Origin of the sequence: Kitasatospora sp. NPDC057500 (assembly GCF_042802195.1) — a bacterium.
Lineage (GTDB): Bacteria > Actinomycetota > Actinomycetes > Streptomycetales > Streptomycetaceae > Kitasatospora.
The window spans coordinates 17,777-32,174 of sequence record NZ_JBHVER010000077.1 but is presented as its reverse complement, the minus strand read 5'-3'; the positions used below and the strand labels follow the sequence as shown (position 1 = coordinate 32,174).

Sequence of the window (14,398 nt, the reverse complement as noted above, 5' to 3'; positions counted from 1 at the left end):
CAGGTGCCCGGTGTCGTTGAGCAGCCGCAGCGAGGCGTTGCCGTCCGCGTAGTACTGGACGGCGCAGAACGAGGCGGCGGACAGCTCCATCCGGTACAGCGAGTCCGGCGGGGCGCCGAGCGCCAGCCGGACCAGCGTCTTGATCGGACTGACGTGCGAGACCACCAGCACGGTCTTCCCGGGGTAGCGGGCGAGGACCTTGTCCCGGGCCGCCCCGGCCCGGTGGGTGAGGGTGGCGAAGCTCTCGCCGCCGCCGGTCGGCCGGACCTTGGTGGAGCCGAGCCACGCGGTGAGGTCGTCCGGGTACCGCTCCCGCACCTCGGCGAAGGTCAGCCCCTCCCAGGCGCCGAAGTCGACCTCGCGCAGCCCCTCCTCGTAGCGGACGTCGAGGCCCAGCCGGGCGGCGACGGTCTCCGCGGTCTGCCGGGTGCGCCGCATCGGCGAGGCGACCACGGCCTGGACCGAGCCCCGCGCGGCGAGCGCCTCGGCGGCCCGCTCGGCCTGCCAGCGGCCCTTCTCGGAGAGCTCCGGGTCGGTGCCGCCGCTTCCGGAGAACCGCTTCTCCGGGGTGAGGTGCGTCTCGCCGTGCCGGAGCAGGACGAGGGTGGTCGGGGTGCCGAGGTCCGCGGGGGCCGCCCAGCCCGCCCTGGGCGAGGCGGTCTCCAGCGGTTCCTCGACGATGACCGGCGCGGACCCGGCGGCGGGCCGGGGCTCCCACTGGCGGCCGGCCCTGCCCGCGTCCATCGCCTCGTTGGCGAGCCGGTCGGCCTCCTTGTTCTTCTCGCGCGGGATCCAGGTGTACTGGACCGTCCCGCGCGGGAAGACCTCGCGGGCCTCGGCGGCGAGCGGCTGCATGTCCGGGTGCTTGATCCTCCACCGGCCGGACATCTGCTCGACGACCAGCTTGGAGTCCATCCGGACGTCCACCGAGGCACCCGGGTCGATCTCCCGGGCGGCGCGCAGGCCGGCGATCAGCCCCTTGTACTCGGCCACGTTGTTGGTCGCGTGACCGATGAACTCCGCCGCCTCGGCCAGGATCTGCCCGGTGTCGCCGTCGCGGACCACCGCGCCGTAGCCGGCCGGCCCCGGGTTGCCCCGGGAGCCGCCGTCCGCCTCGACGACGAACCTGCGCGCCGCCACCGGATCAGACGCCGGAGTCGGCGGTGCGGACCAGGATCCGCGAGCAGTTCTCGCAGCGGACCACCTTGTCGGCCGGCTCGGCCTTGATGGAGTTGAGCTCGGTGATCGAGAACTCGGTGCGGCAGCCCTCGCAGCGGCGCTGGTACAGCCGGGCCGCGCCGACGCCGCCCTGCGTCTCGCGCAGCTTGCTGTAGACCTTCATCAGGTCGGCCGGGATGACGGCGGCGACGGCCGCGCGGTCGCGCTCGACCTTCTCCACCTCGGCGTCGATCTCGGCGTACGCGGCGTCCCGGCGGCCCTCGGCCTCGGTCAGCACGACGGTGGAGTGCTCCAGGCGCGCGCCCAGCTCGGTGACCCGGGTCTGGGCGGACTCCAGCCGCTCCATGATCTCCAGCACGACGTCCTCCAGGTCGCCCTGGCGCTTGGCCAGCGAGCCGATCTCGTGCTGGAGGTTCTCCAGGTCCTTGGGCGAGGTGATCGCGCCGGAGTCCAGGCGCTGCTGGTTGCGGGCGGCCCGGGTGCGGACCTGCTCCACGTCCTGCTCGGCCTTGGTGAGCTCGCGGGTGGTGTCGCCGTGCTGGGCCTGGGCGGCGACCACCAGGTCCTTGAGGGCGGTGTGGTCGGCGTTGACCTTGTCGATCTCGGCGTGCTCGGGCAGGCTGCGCCGCCGGTGGGCCAGCTGGTCGAGCTTGGAGTCGATGGCCTGGAGGTCGAGCAGGCGGATCTGGTCGGCGGGCGCGGCGTTCAAGCGGAGAGCTCCTGTGAATCGGGTCAGGCGGGGAAGGACATGGGGGCGTGCGCGGTCCACGGGTCGGTGACCGTGCGGGAGACCCGGGTCTCCACGGTCCAGCCGTGCTTCTCGGCGGCGCCGTGCAGCGCCCGCTCGGCCAGCGGCAGCCAGGGCCACTCGGTCGCCCAGTGCGCGGCGTCGACCAGCGCGACCGGCGCCGCCTCGGCGGCCTCGGAGGCCGGGTGGTGGCGCAGGTCGGCGGTCAGGTAGGCGTCCACACCGGCCGCGCGCACCTCGGCGAACAGGCTGTCGCCGGAGCCGCCGCACACCGCGACCCGGCTGACCAGGCGGTTCGGGTCGCCGGAGACCCGCACGCCGGCGGCGGTGGCCGGCAGCCCCCTGGCGACGTTCGCGGCGAACACGGCGAGGGTCAGCGGGGGCTCCAGCAGGCCGACCCGCCCGGTGCCGCGCCGGCCCAGCGGGTCGGTCGGGTCCGGGACGAGCGGGCCGGTGACGGTGACGCCGACGGCCCCGGCGAGCGCGTCCGAGACGCCCGGGTCGGCGTGGTCGGCGTTGGTGTGCGCCACGTGCAGGGCGATCCCGTTGCGGATCAGGGTGTGCACGACGCGGCCCTTGAAGGTGGTCGCGGCGACGGTGGTGGTGCCGCGCAGGTACAGCGGGTGGTGGGTGACCACCAGGTCCGCCCCCCACTCGACGGCCTCGTCGACGACCGCCTGCACGGGGTCGACGGCGAACAGCACGCGGCGGACCTCGGCCTGAGGGTCTCCGCAGACCAGGCCGACGGCGTCCCAGGACTCCGCCCACTGCGGCGGGTACAGCTCTTCGAGGGCGGCGATGACGTCGGACAGTTTCGGCACCTGTCGAGACTACCGTGCGCGCGGGCGGCGGCGGTCCGCCGGTTCTCCGCCCGCGGTGGCCTGCGGGCGGCTCGCGGGCGCGTTCCTCCTGGCGGGTGCGGGCGTACGGCTGCGCGTCAACCTGCGGTGGCGGCGTGCGCGGGCGGGCGGCGCGGCCCCGTTCGACCGGCGCGCGAGGGCGGTCCGCACCGGGGGACGGGGCGTGCGCCGCGCACACCGGGAGGTTCGCACGAATTCGAAACGACACCGGGATCACCCTTACGAGTGAAGTGACCGGCTTCGGATTGAGCATCCCTCGCTACCGAACGTAACTTCACTTCTGCGAACGGGAGTTGCCCGGACGGCAGCCCTGCCGGTCGACCGGCAGGGGGCCGGGAAGGCGCTCCGCCGGACCTACCGGCCCCGGCGAGCAGGACGGACCGGGCCCGCGGCGGAGGCGGCCAGGACGGCACACCCGGCGCATTTCCGAGGAACCGATTTCAGGCCGTGGCCGCGCGCCCCGGTGCCGGAGCAGTGGGCACCGACGGGGCGCGCCGGCACCGGACGAAGGGATGTGGTGACGAGTGGGGGCGGGCACATCGCTGCGTACGGCCGGAGGCACGGACTCGGCGGACCGCGGGCCGGATGCGGCCGGCCAGTGGTCGGAGATGACGCGGACGGCGCTGGCCGCCGCCGGAGGCCGGGGAGGCGAGGGGGACGCGCGGGCCGGCGGGCAGGCCGGCTGGCGCGTCACCGTCGGGGGCTTCTGGTGCACGGCCGGGCCGTCCGCGGACGGGCTTCCCGACGAGGGCTGGAAGCTGCACGTCAGCGCCGCCTCGGCGGTCGGCGGCGCGGTGCTCGCGGCCGTCACCGAAGTGCTCGCGGAGGACCCGTGCGCGTTCAAGTTCGCGGCCGGTCCCGAGCAGCTGCACCAGCTCAACTCGCGCAACAGCGACCGGGGTTCGGCCGGCAAGTTCATCACCGTCTATCCGGGCGGCGAGGCGCAGTTCCGGCGGCTGGCCGCCGCGCTGCACCGGGCCACCGACGGCCTGCCCGGTCCCGTGGTGCTCTCCGACCGGCCGTACCGGCCGGGCAGCCTGGTCCACTACCGGTACGGGGCCATCGCGGCCCGCGCCGAACTGGGCAACGACGGCGGGTACCGCTCGATGCTGCGCGGGCCGGGCGGCGAGCGGGTCGAGGACGTGCGCGGGGCGTCGTACCGGTGCCCGCCGTGGGCACGGGACCCGCTGGCCGCCGTCGACGGGTCGGGGGCGCACGGGGCGGGCCCGGGAAACCGGCCGGGCGCGGGACGGCCGACGGCGCGGCGGCGCGGCAGCGGCGGGGTGCTGCTCGCCGGGCGGTACGTGGTCACCGGGGCGATCCGGCACGGCGCCAAGGGCGGCGTCTTCCTCGGCCGGGACACCGACGGCGGCGCCGAGGTCGTGGTCAAGCAGGCCCGCGCGCACATCGAGGTGGACCGCGCCGGTACGGACGCGCGCGCCGCGCTGCGGCACGAGGCCGCCCTGCTCGCCCGGCTGGAGGGCCAGGGTCTGGCGCCGCGCCCGGTCGAACTCGTCGAGCAGGACGACTCGCTCTTCCTCGTGCAGGAACGAATCGCCGGACAGCCACTGGGCGCCTGGGTCGCGTCCCGGCTGCGCCGCGACGGCAGCCCCGACGTCGACTGGGCCGAGGCCGGCCCGATGGCCCACGCCCTGCTCGACCTCGTCGAGCGGGTCCACGGAGAGGGCCTCGTGCTGCGCGACCTCTCCCCCGGCAACGTCCTCGTCCAGCCGGACGGCTCGCTGCGGCTGGTCGACCTGGAGCTGGCCGCCGAGGCCGGCAGCCGCGCCGGTTCGGCCGGCACCCCCGGCTACCGGGCCCCCGAGCAGGGCCCGGGGCGGCTCGCCCTGGTCGCCGAGGACTCCGCCGGCGCGCCGGTCGGCCGGCGGAACGGCCCCTTCGCCGGACTCGCGGCGGGCCGTGGCGGCGACGGCGTCCGCACGGCCGAACCGGAGGCCGACCTGTACGCGCTCGGCGGGCTCCTCTTCCTCCTCGCCACCGGCCACGACCCGCTGCTGCCCGAGGACCTCCCGCACGCCCGCCCGGTCGCCGACCGGCTGGGCCGCTGGCTGGCCCTCGCCGCCCGCTGCGGCACCACCGCCCACCGGCTCGCCCCGGCCGTCCTCGGCCTCCGCGCGGAGGACCCGCGGGACCGCTGGAGCCTGCCCCGGGTCCGGGAGTCCCTGACGGCCGCCGACCCCGCCCCCTGGCCGGAGGCACCGGAGCCCGCCGCCGAGGAGCCGCCGGAGGGCGGGCAGCCGGCCGGCGTGTGCGTGCCCCTCTCCTCGTTCTGGGACACGGAGGCTCCGGGGACGCCCTGCGACGGGGACGACGCCCCGCCCGTAGCCCCCGTGACCGACGTCGGCGCACCCGGCGCCGACGGCGTGCCGCCGCTTCCGAAGGCCGCCCGCCCCGACGGCCCGCGCTCCCGCCACGTGCGCGCAGGCCGCGCCGCGAGCGGTGACCGCGCGGCGGCCGTCCTCGACCGGGTGCTGCACGACGGACTGCGGCAGCTCGCCGTCACCGCCACGCCCTCCCGGCGGGACCGCCTCTGGCCCGTGGTGCCGGCCGGCGAGCGGTCCGACCCGTGCAACGTCCAGCACGGCGCCGCCGGGGTACTGGCCGTACTCGCCCGGGCCGCCGCGACCGCCGGCCTGCCCGAAGACGTCCGGGAGACCGCCCGGACGACCGCCCGGACCGCCGCCGACTGGATCGAGCGCCGGTGCGCCGCCGAGCCGGTCGTCCTGCCCGGCCTGCACTTCGGCCGGTCGGGCGCCGCCTGGGCGCTGCTGGACGCCGCCCGCGCCCTGGGCGACCACGCCCTGGCCGGGCGGGCGGCCGAGCTGGCCGGCCGGATACCCGTCGAGTGGCCCAACCCGGACGTCTGCCACGGCGCGGCCGGTGCCGGCTTCCTCCAGCTCCGATGTGCGGCGGATGGTCCGGAGGGATCAGTGGCGGGACCGGCCCGGTTCCTCGACCGGGCGGTCCGCTGCGGCCACGGCCTGCTCGCCGCCGCACAGCAGGCGCCGTACGGGACGGTGTGGCCGGTGCCGCCGGACTTCGACTCCGCGCTCGCCGGGATCACCCACCTCGGCCACGCCCACGGCGTCGCAGGGGTCGGCGCCTTCCTCCTGGCCGCCGCCGGCGCGACCGGCGACGGCCCGCTCCTCGACGGCGCCCGCGCGGCGGGCCGCACGCTCGCCGCCACCGCCCGCCTCGACACCTCGGCCTCCACCGGAGCCCCGGCCGCCTGGTGGCCGCAGAGCGCCGACGACCCCGAGCACGTCCGGCTGGCGCACTGGTGCAGCGGCTCCTCCGGCGTGGGCACCTTCCTCGTGCGGCTCTGGCGCGCCACCGGCGACACCGAGGCGCACCGGCTCGCCGTGGCCGCCGGCCGGGCGGTGACCGCCGGGCGCTGGCACAGCGGCACCACCGCCTGCCACGGCCTGGCCGGCGACGGCGAGTTCCTGCTCGACCTCGCCGAGGCCACCGGAGATCCCGACCACCACGCCGCAGCAGGCCGGTTGGGTGCCCTCATCGCCGCCAGGTCGGCCCTGCGCGACGGCCTGACCGTCCTGCCGGACGAGACCGGCACCGGTTCCGCCCCCGCGTACGGCACCGGAACGGCGGGCGCGCTGGCCTTCCTCCTCCGACTGCGACACGGCGGCCCCCGGCTCTGGACGGACCCGACCCCGACCCCGAACCCGAACCCGCCCGGGACGGTGACGACATGACCGTGGCCACCCGCGCCACCACCCGGGCACTGCGCCGGCTCAGCTTCACCTTCTCCGCCGACGGCGGCCACGCCGCCTGCCTCGCCTCCGCGGCCGACGGCGGCTGGTACGTGGAGAGTTGGCGCCTCCCGACGGACGGGCCCGCCACCCCGGCCGGCCTGCACCTGCCCGCCAACCGCTTCGAGAGCCTCCGCTCCCAACTGGTCGCCCTGCCCGACGGTTCGGTGCTGGTCTGCCGGCACGACGGCGAACGGCACGACCTGGTCACGCTCCACGCCGCCACCGCCCCCGACGGCCGGCCGTCGACCACCGAACGGCCGTTGGCCACCCTGCGGATGCCCGGCCTGCGCCTCCTGCCGCTCCCGGCGGGCGCGCCGTCCGGCCCCGGGGCGCCGGTCGCGCTGGCCCTCGGCAGCGACACCCGGCCGGCCACCACGGTCTGGCTGGTGCGGGCCGACGGTTCCGCGCCGCAGCAGGTCGCCGAGATCCCGGGCCTGCACGGCGGGGGCGTCTGGCTGGACCACACCGGCACGCTGCTGGCGCTCGACCGGGTGCGCGACGGCCTGGTCCGCACGGTGGCGCTCGACCTGCGCACCGCCGGTGTCACCCCGCTGCTGGAGATCGGCGGGCGCAGCAACGACCGACTGGTGCTCTTCGACCCGGACAGCCGGTTCGCGATGGTGCGCAGCGACGCGCCCGGCGCGGACCGGATCGGCTGGGGCGTGCTGGGCGGCGGCGAACCGCTGCGGTTCCCGGAGGCCCTGCACGTCGCGGGCATGTTCCTGCGGCCGGTGGCCCTGCGGCCGGGCGAGGACGGGGCCCGGGTGGCCATCCAGGTCGACCACGGCGCGGGCTGCTCGCTCGCGCTGTGGCGACCGGCCGCCGGGCGGCTGGACCCGCTGCCGGTCCCGCCCGGGCGGATCGGCGCGGTGGGGAACTGGTCGGCAGGCGGGCTGCGGGTGCCGTACTCGGCGCCCGACCACCCGACCGCGCTCGCCACCCTGGACGTGGACGCGCTGCTGGCGCACGACCCGGCGGCCACCGTGTCCGCCCCGACGCCGATGCCGCTGCCGCTGCAACTGGCGCCGCTCGGCTCCGGACTGCCCGGGCCCTGGCGGGACACCGTCCTGCCCTGGCGGCCCGGCGCCGTCGGCCGCGCGAACTCCAGCGCACCGCCGCCCGGTTGGCGCCTGGAGGGCTCCGCGGAACCGGGCGACGGCGGGCGTTGGCACCCCGCCCAGAGCCTCGAACTCGCAGGACCGGCCGGGCCGTTGGAGGCCGTGGTGTACGGCGGGGACGCCTGGCTGAGCAGCCCGCACCTGGTGCTGGCACTGCACGGCGGGCCGGCGGACGCCTGGCGGCTGGAGTTCGACCCGGCCCTGCAACGGATGGCCGCCGAGGGCCTGGCCGTGCTCGCGCCGAACCAACGCGGCTCCACCGGCTACGGGCTGGCGCACGCGATGGCCATCCGGGGCGCCTGGGGCGGGCCGGACCTCGACGACGTGCTGTACCTGCTGGAGGCCGTCGCCGGCCAGCGTGCCGCGCTGGGCCTGGAGCCGCCGGCCCTGTTCGGCGTCAGCTACGGCGCGTTCCTCGCCCTGCTGGCGACCGCGCACGCGCCGGCCGAGCACGTGACGCGCTGCGCGGTCGTCGCACCGTTCCTGTCGGGCGCCCGGCTGCTGACCGAAGCCTCGCCCCCCGTACGGGCGCTGACCACCCGGCTGGGCGGCGGCGAGCCGATCGCGGACGCCCGGGGGCCGCGCGACGTGCTCCAGCTCGCGCACCGGATCGGGGCACCGCTGCTGGTCGTCCACGGCGACCGGGACGAGGTCGTGCCGGTGAGCCAATCGCGTGCACTGCGGCACGAGTTGCTGCGGATCGGACGCACGGAGGGGACCGACTTCCGCTACGTCGAGGCGGCGGGGGCCGGGCACGAGGTCCTCGCCGAGGAGGGCGGAGCGGTGCTGCACGAACTGCTCGCCGCGTTCCTCCGCACCGGCCGCCCGGGATAGGCCCGCGCCGAACCCACGGACTCCCCGGCCCTGCGCGGCCGGGGGAACCACCCCACGGCGGCGGACCTAGCCGCCCGGGGTCACCGAGAGGCGCCCGCACCGCACATCGCGACGGGCGCAACCATCAAGGGGAGGAACCCGATCATGGAGAACATGGTGGACTTCGAGACCGACCTCGCGGCCCTGCAGGACCTGCCGGAGACCGAGTCCGTCGGGCTGACCGGCCACGGCGGCGGCTGCCAGTACACCTGTCTCATCCTGACCTGCCTGATCTTCACCATCAGCTAGCAGTGAAGACCGGCGAGTAGCACGAAAGCCCCTGCTGCCGTCTTCGCCTGTCCGGACAGGCGAAGACGGCGCAGCGCTGCCCCCGCAGGAAGCCGGACCCGCCGACTTCCCACGCCACGCCGCCGCACCGATGCCGCGCCCGCCGGGCGGCGCGGGAGGTCGGGTCCGTCGGCCCCTCGCTCCGGGGCGGTCCGGGCCGGATGCGGGTGGGTGAGTGCGCTGCTCGGGGACGTGCCGGTGCTCGGGCGGGCGGGGTGACATCGATAGGATCTCGCCCGCCCCGGCGGTTAAGGTGGCGGCCGGGGTACGGACCGCGCCCAGGATGTGCCGGCCGGGCGCCGAAGCATCTGCACCCTCGCAAGGAAATGACGATTCTGATGTCCGACACCCTCACCGACACCGACGAGACCACGGCCGAGGACACCGCTTCGCACGGTCGCCACCGCGGCCCGTCGGCCGCCGACGACAGCCCCGAGGCCGACCCGCACGGCCGTCACCGGGCCGCCGCCGACCAGGGCTGATCGACCGCGCCGCGGGGCCCGCCGGGACGACGTCCGGCGGGCCCCGCCCCGTTCACCCCACCCCCGTTCAGCAGGGCGTCAGCCCGGTGTCACGACCGTCCGCAGCGCCTCGCCGCTGCGCATCTGCGCGAGCGCCCGGTTGACCTCCGCCAGCTCCACCCGGTGCGTGATCATCCCCGCGAGGTCGATCCGCCCGGCCCGCCACAGCTCCACCACCAGCGCGACGGTGCGCACCAGCGGCGCGCCGCCGTACAGCGAGGGCAGCAGCCGCTTCTCGTTGAAGAACAGCTCGCCCATGCTGAAGCTCGCGAGGTCGTCCTGCGCCCCGGCGCCGATCACCACGACGGCGCCGCCGCGCCGGGCCGCGCCGTATCCGGCCCGGACGGTGGCCGAACGGCCGACCGCCTCGAAGACGTAGTCGAAGCCGCCGCCCGGCAGGCTCCTGGCCACCGTCTTGAGGTCCTCGGGGGCGAGCGCCTCGGTGGCGCCGAAGGCCAGCGCCCGCTCCCGGCGGGAGACCACCGGGTCGACCACGGCGATCCGGCCCGCACCGCAGACCCGCGCGCCCTGCACCGCCGCGACGCCCACGCCGCCGGCGCCGATCACCGCGACCGACGCGCCCGGCTCGACGCGCGCCGTGTGGACGGCGGCACCGATGCCGGTGGTCACGCCGCAGCCGATCAGCGCGGCCAGTTCGTACGGGAGGTCGGCCGGCACCGGGACCAGGGCGTCGCGCTCGACCACCACCTCCTCCGCGAAGGCGCCGGTGCCGTAGAAGCCGGACGCCTCACCGGACCCGGCACCGGAGCCCGGGCCGAAGCGGAAGTTGGGCGCACCGAGCCGCCGCAGGCTGGCCACGCAGAGGTGCGAGCGGCCGTTCCCGCAGTGCGCGCACCGGCCACAGGGCGCCATCCAGCAGAGCACCACGCGGTCGCCCACGGCGAGGTCCGTCACCCCCTCGCCGACCTCGACGACGTCCCCGGCGCCCTCGTGGCCGGGGACGAACGGAGCGGGCTGGGGCAGGACTCCGTTCATCGCCGAGAGGTCGGAGTGGCAGAGGCTGGCGGCGCGCAGCCGGACCCGCACCTTGCCGGGACCGAAGCCCACGGCCTCGACGTCGTCGCGGACGTCGAGCGTCTCCTGACCGGTCTTGTGCAGGATGGCTGCGCGCATGGGGCTGCTCCGGGGTCCGTCTCGGATCGCTGGTCGGGCCGATTCTGGCACGGCGCGCCGGGGCGGAGTAGAACACGTTCCACCCGCGCCCCTCGAACCGGTGAAGCCCGACGGACCGAAGGGTTCCCCCAGGTCCGGGGCGCCTGGCATGATCAGCCGCCGTGCCGAACCCCGCCGCTCCGCTGCCTCCCGCGCCCGCACCTGCGCCCACGTTGTCCGCCTCCGACCGCCCCCGCTCCTGCCCGGCGTGCTCCGGGCCGATCGACCCCGACCCCCGGTTCACCGCCTGGTGCCCGGCCTGCGAGTGGAACCTCGTTCCCGCCGAGGAGGCCGCCGCGGAGTGCGCCAGGTCCGCGAAGGAGCTGGCCCGGGAGCGGGCGGCGGCCGAGCGGACCGAGCGACTGTTCGAGGAGGTCGTGGCCGGCCGCAGCGACACCACCCGCCGCGACTGGCTCGCCGCCTCGGCCTTCGCCGTCCCGGTCCACGCCGTCACCCTCGCCGTGGCGGGGGCGGCCGCCTGGCTGCTCGTCACCGGCAACACGCCGCTGCGCTGCCTGGGCGCGCTCCTGCTCGCCGTCGCCTTCCTGCTCCGGCCACGGCTCGGCCGGGTGCCGAGCGGCACGGGCGTGCTGAGCCGGGCCGAGGCCCCCGCGCTGTACGGGCTGGCCGACCGGGTCGCCGCCGCGCTCGGGGCGCCGCCGGTCGGGGTGATCCGGGTCACCGAGGACTTCAACGCGTCCATGGGGGTGGTCGGGCTGCGCCGGACGTCGGTGCTCACGATCGGGCTGCCGCTCTGGGAGGCGCTGGACGACCGGCAGCGGGTCGCGCTGCTCGGGCACGAACTCGCCCACCAGGTCAACGGCGACAACCGGCGCGGCCTGTGGCTCGGCTCGGCGATGGGGGCGCTGGCGCACTGGTACGACCTCTCCCGGCCGCGCGAGCGGCCCCGGGGAGGGTACGGCGTGGTGGCGCTGCTGTCGCTGATCGGGGACCACATCGGCAACGCCTTCCTGCACCTCGTCAGCCAACTGCCCTACCGGGCCTACCTGTTGCTCGACCGGCTCACGGCGCGGGCCGGGCAGCAGGCGGAGTACAGGGCCGACGGGTTCGGTGCCCGGGTCGCGTCGACCGAGGCGGCGGGCGGGATGCTGGAGACGCTGCTGCTCGGTCCGGCGACCGGGACGGTGACCATGCGGCTGCGTGCCGAGATCCAGTCCCGGCCGCGGTCCGGGCGGCGGGACGCCGCTCCGGGACCGGACGTCACCGCGCTCTGGCCGCAGCTGCGCGAGCACCTGGCCGCGATCCCGCCGCTGGAGCGCGAGCGGCTGCTGCGCCGCTCGCGGAAGGACGGCCACACGGTGGACGCCTCGCACCCGCCGACCCATCTGCGGCTGGCGCTCCTCGGCCGCCGCGCGCCGCTCCCGGCGGCCGTCACCTGCGCGCCGGACGAGACCGCCGCCATCGCCGCCGAACTCGCCCCGCACGGCACCCGGGTCGCCCGCGCCCTGCTCGCGGGCTGACCGACCGCCGCACGCCCGGCCCCGGAGTGGGAAGTCGGACCGGCCGACTTCCCACTCAGGCGCCGCTCCGCGCAGAAGAGTGCGGGGGCAGGGGTGCGGGGGCAGGGGTGCGAGGGCAGGGGTGCGAGGGCGCCCGCGGCCCGGGGACGTACCGTCGAGTAGGGTCCGACGGCGACCAGCAAACACACCGGCACCCCCGTCGAGGAGCAGCACCATGTCCGACCTCCTGGATTCCACGCGCCCCCGGCCCGAGGTGCTGGCCGCGTTCGAGGACGCGACCGGGTTCATGCCCGTCGACGAGGGCCTCGCGCTGTACGCCGCCGCCGTGACCGCCGCGCGCCGGACCGGGCTGCCCGTGCTGGAGATCGGCACCTACTGCGGCCGCTCCGCGATCCTGCTGGCCGACGCCGCCCGGGAGGCCGGCACCGTCGCGCTGACCGTCGACCACCACCGCGGCTCCGAGGAGCAGCAGCCCGGCTGGGAGTACCACGACCCGACGCTAGTCGACCCGGAGGTCGGCCGGATGGACACCCTCCCCCGGTTCCGCCGCACCCTGCACGCGGCGGGGCTGGAGGACCACGTGGTCGCGCTGGTCGGCCGCTCGCCGCAGATCGCGGCGCTGTGGGGCGGCCGGCTCGCCCTGGTCTTCATCGACGGCGGCCACACCGACGAGCACGCCACCGCCGACTACGAGGGCTGGGCGCCGCACCTGGCGCCCGAGGGCCTGCTGGTGGTCCACGACGTCTTCCCCGACCCGGCCGACGGCGGCCAGGCGCCCTACCGGGTGTACCTGCGGGCGCTGGACGAGGGCTTCGAGGAGGTCTCGGTGACCGGGTCGCTGCGCGTCCTGCGCCGCCGCGCCGCCGGCTGAGCGGCTCCCCCCACGCGACCAGGCGCCGGCCGGGGTGTCCGGAATCGGCCGACCGTGCCCACGGGCGATCACGGATGCTCTAACGTCGTGCCGGGGCTGTCGGGCGGGGGCGCGAACGGTACGGTGTCCGCGCGGTCGCGGACGCCCGCGATCGCGGCACGGCCGCATGACACCAGCAGAGAGCATCCGGGCGGAGCGCACCCGGGCCGACCGTGGGGGCCAGCACAGATGACGGACCAGCAGAACACCGCTCCGGCGGTCTGGGACCCGACCGCCCGGGGCGGTGCGGGCGGCTGGGTGCGCGGTCCCCAGCAGCCCCCCGCGCCGGCGGCTCCCGCCGCGCCCGCCCCGCCGCCGACCGCCCCCGCCGCGCCCCCGCTCCCCCCGCAGTCGCCCGCCGACGACGCCCCGACGGCCTTCCTCCCCAAGCCGGTGCCGCCGCAGCCCGCCGCCCCCGGGCCGCTGCCGCCCCGGGCCGACCCGGCGTTCCCGCAGGCCGCCCGGGCCGCCGGCCCGTCCTACGGCCCGCCCCACCAGCCGCCGCAGCAGGCCGGGCACCCGCAGCAGGCCGCGTTCCCGCCGCCGCCCCAGCAGGGCTACGGCGCCCAGGCCCCGTACGGCCACCCAGGCCACCCCGGCCACTACCAGCCGGGCCCCCCTCAGCCCGGCCACCCGTCGCACGAGTACCCGCAGCACGACTACCCCCAGCACGACTATCCGACCGGCTACGCGGAGCCCGACGACGAGGACGGCGCCGGCAGCCGGCGGGCGCCGCTGCTGATCGCCTTCGCCCTGCTCTTCGTGCTGGCCCTGGGCGGCGGCGTCCTCTGGGCGATCCGGGACAAGGGCCCCGACACCGACCAGGCCGGCCCCGCCGCCCCGTCCGCCGCCGCCACCGGCGGCGCCGACGCGTCCGGGAACCCGCCGCCCGCCCCCGCGCCCAGCGGCTCGGCCGGCGCACCGACCCCGGCCGCCTCCGACAGCGCGGCGGCGAGCGCGACCCCCAGCCCGACCGCGACCGCCGGCGGGCCCAACGCGCAGGCCCAGGCCAAGGCCCTGGACGAGCTGCTCGGCCAGGGCGAGAGCGCCAAGGCCCCGATCGGCAACGCGGTCGCCAAGGTGAACAGCTGCCCGGCCAAGCCCGACATCGACGCCGCCGCGCAGGTCTTCGACAACGGCGCCAAGCAGCGCGACGAGCTCCTCGCCAAGCTGGCCACGCTGAGCGCCACCGACCTCCCGGGCGGCGCGGAGGCCGTGCAGTCGCTGAAGTCCGCCTGGCAGCTGTCCGCCGACATCGACCGGGCGTACGCGAGCTGGGCCCGGACGGTCGCCAACCAGGGCTGCTCGGGCAGCGCCCCGAACACCGCCGACAAGAAGCGCGCCGACGAGCTCAACCCCAGGGCCACCCAGGCGAAGAAGGACTTCGTGACGAAGTGGAAGGTGATCGCCGACCAGTTCGGCTTCACCGCCCGTACCCAGGACCGGATCTGAC

General features: G+C 77.0%; 11 protein-coding genes. 7 read left to right on the top strand and 4 right to left on the bottom strand.

Annotated features, from left to right (window positions below):
* The 3 genes from ACFU74_RS18430 to ACFU74_RS18420 form a co-directional block, all read right to left on the bottom strand.
* On the bottom strand, nt 1–1,140 hold a 1,140-nt coding region (locus ACFU74_RS18430; protein WP_380757834.1), incomplete at its 3' end, for a bifunctional RNase H/acid phosphatase.
* Between the two features lie 4 nt (nt 1,141–1,144).
* Nucleotides 1,145–1,888 carry a zinc ribbon domain-containing protein gene (locus tag ACFU74_RS18425; protein WP_380757832.1) on the bottom strand — a complete coding sequence of 248 codons (744 nt, stop codon included), beginning with the start codon at nt 1,886–1,888 and terminating at the stop codon, nt 1,145–1,147.
* A gap of 23 nt (nt 1,889–1,911) precedes the next feature.
* Nucleotides 1,912–2,748, bottom strand: coding sequence for a Nif3-like dinuclear metal center hexameric protein (locus tag ACFU74_RS18420; protein WP_380757830.1), 837 nt, complete (start codon nt 2,746–2,748; stop codon nt 1,912–1,914).
* Between the two features lie 647 nt (nt 2,749–3,395).
* Here ACFU74_RS18420 and ACFU74_RS18415 point away from each other — a divergent pair.
* From ACFU74_RS18415 to ACFU74_RS18400, 4 genes are all read left to right on the top strand, one after another.
* Complete coding sequence (locus tag ACFU74_RS18415) at nt 3,396–6,521, top strand: lanthionine synthetase LanC family protein (RefSeq protein WP_380757828.1); 3,126 nt, start codon at nt 3,396–3,398, stop codon at nt 6,519–6,521.
* Nucleotides 6,518–8,533, top strand: coding sequence for an alpha/beta fold hydrolase (locus ACFU74_RS18410; protein WP_380757826.1), 2,016 nt, complete (start codon nt 6,518–6,520; stop codon nt 8,531–8,533). Before ACFU74_RS18415 ends, ACFU74_RS18410 begins: the two co-directional genes overlap by 4 nt.
* Nucleotides 8,534–8,677: 144 nt before the next feature.
* A complete protein-coding gene (locus tag ACFU74_RS18405; protein ID WP_380757824.1) occupies nt 8,678–8,821 on the top strand; it encodes a VenA family class IV lanthipeptide in 144 nt (47 codons plus the stop codon).
* A 365-nt stretch (nt 8,822–9,186) separates the two neighbouring features.
* A complete protein-coding gene (locus tag ACFU74_RS18400) occupies nt 9,187–9,342 on the top strand; it encodes a hypothetical protein (protein WP_380757822.1) in 156 nt (51 codons plus the stop codon).
* Between the two features lie 78 nt (nt 9,343–9,420).
* Here ACFU74_RS18400 and ACFU74_RS18395 read toward each other — a convergent pair whose 3' ends face one another.
* Nucleotides 9,421–10,515 carry an alcohol dehydrogenase catalytic domain-containing protein gene (locus tag ACFU74_RS18395; RefSeq protein ID WP_380757819.1) on the bottom strand — a complete coding sequence of 365 codons (1,095 nt, stop codon included), beginning with the start codon at nt 10,513–10,515 and terminating at the stop codon, nt 9,421–9,423.
* 161 nt (nt 10,516–10,676) lie between these two features.
* On the opposite strand from ACFU74_RS18395, the gene ACFU74_RS18390 reads away from it, so the two are divergent.
* From ACFU74_RS18390 to ACFU74_RS18380, 3 genes are all read left to right on the top strand, one after another.
* A complete protein-coding gene (locus ACFU74_RS18390; RefSeq protein WP_380757817.1) occupies nt 10,677–12,035 on the top strand; it encodes a M48 family metalloprotease in 1,359 nt (452 codons plus the stop codon).
* Between the two features lie 214 nt (nt 12,036–12,249).
* The gene (locus ACFU74_RS18385) at nt 12,250–12,906 is read left to right on the top strand and encodes a class I SAM-dependent methyltransferase (protein WP_380757815.1); all 657 of its coding nucleotides are present in this window, start codon (nt 12,250–12,252) and stop codon (nt 12,904–12,906) included.
* 228 nt (nt 12,907–13,134) lie between these two features.
* Nucleotides 13,135–14,397 carry a hypothetical protein gene (locus ACFU74_RS18380; RefSeq protein WP_380757813.1) on the top strand — a complete coding sequence of 421 codons (1,263 nt, stop codon included), beginning with the start codon at nt 13,135–13,137 and terminating at the stop codon, nt 14,395–14,397.
* Nucleotide 14,398 lies beyond the last annotated feature (1 nt).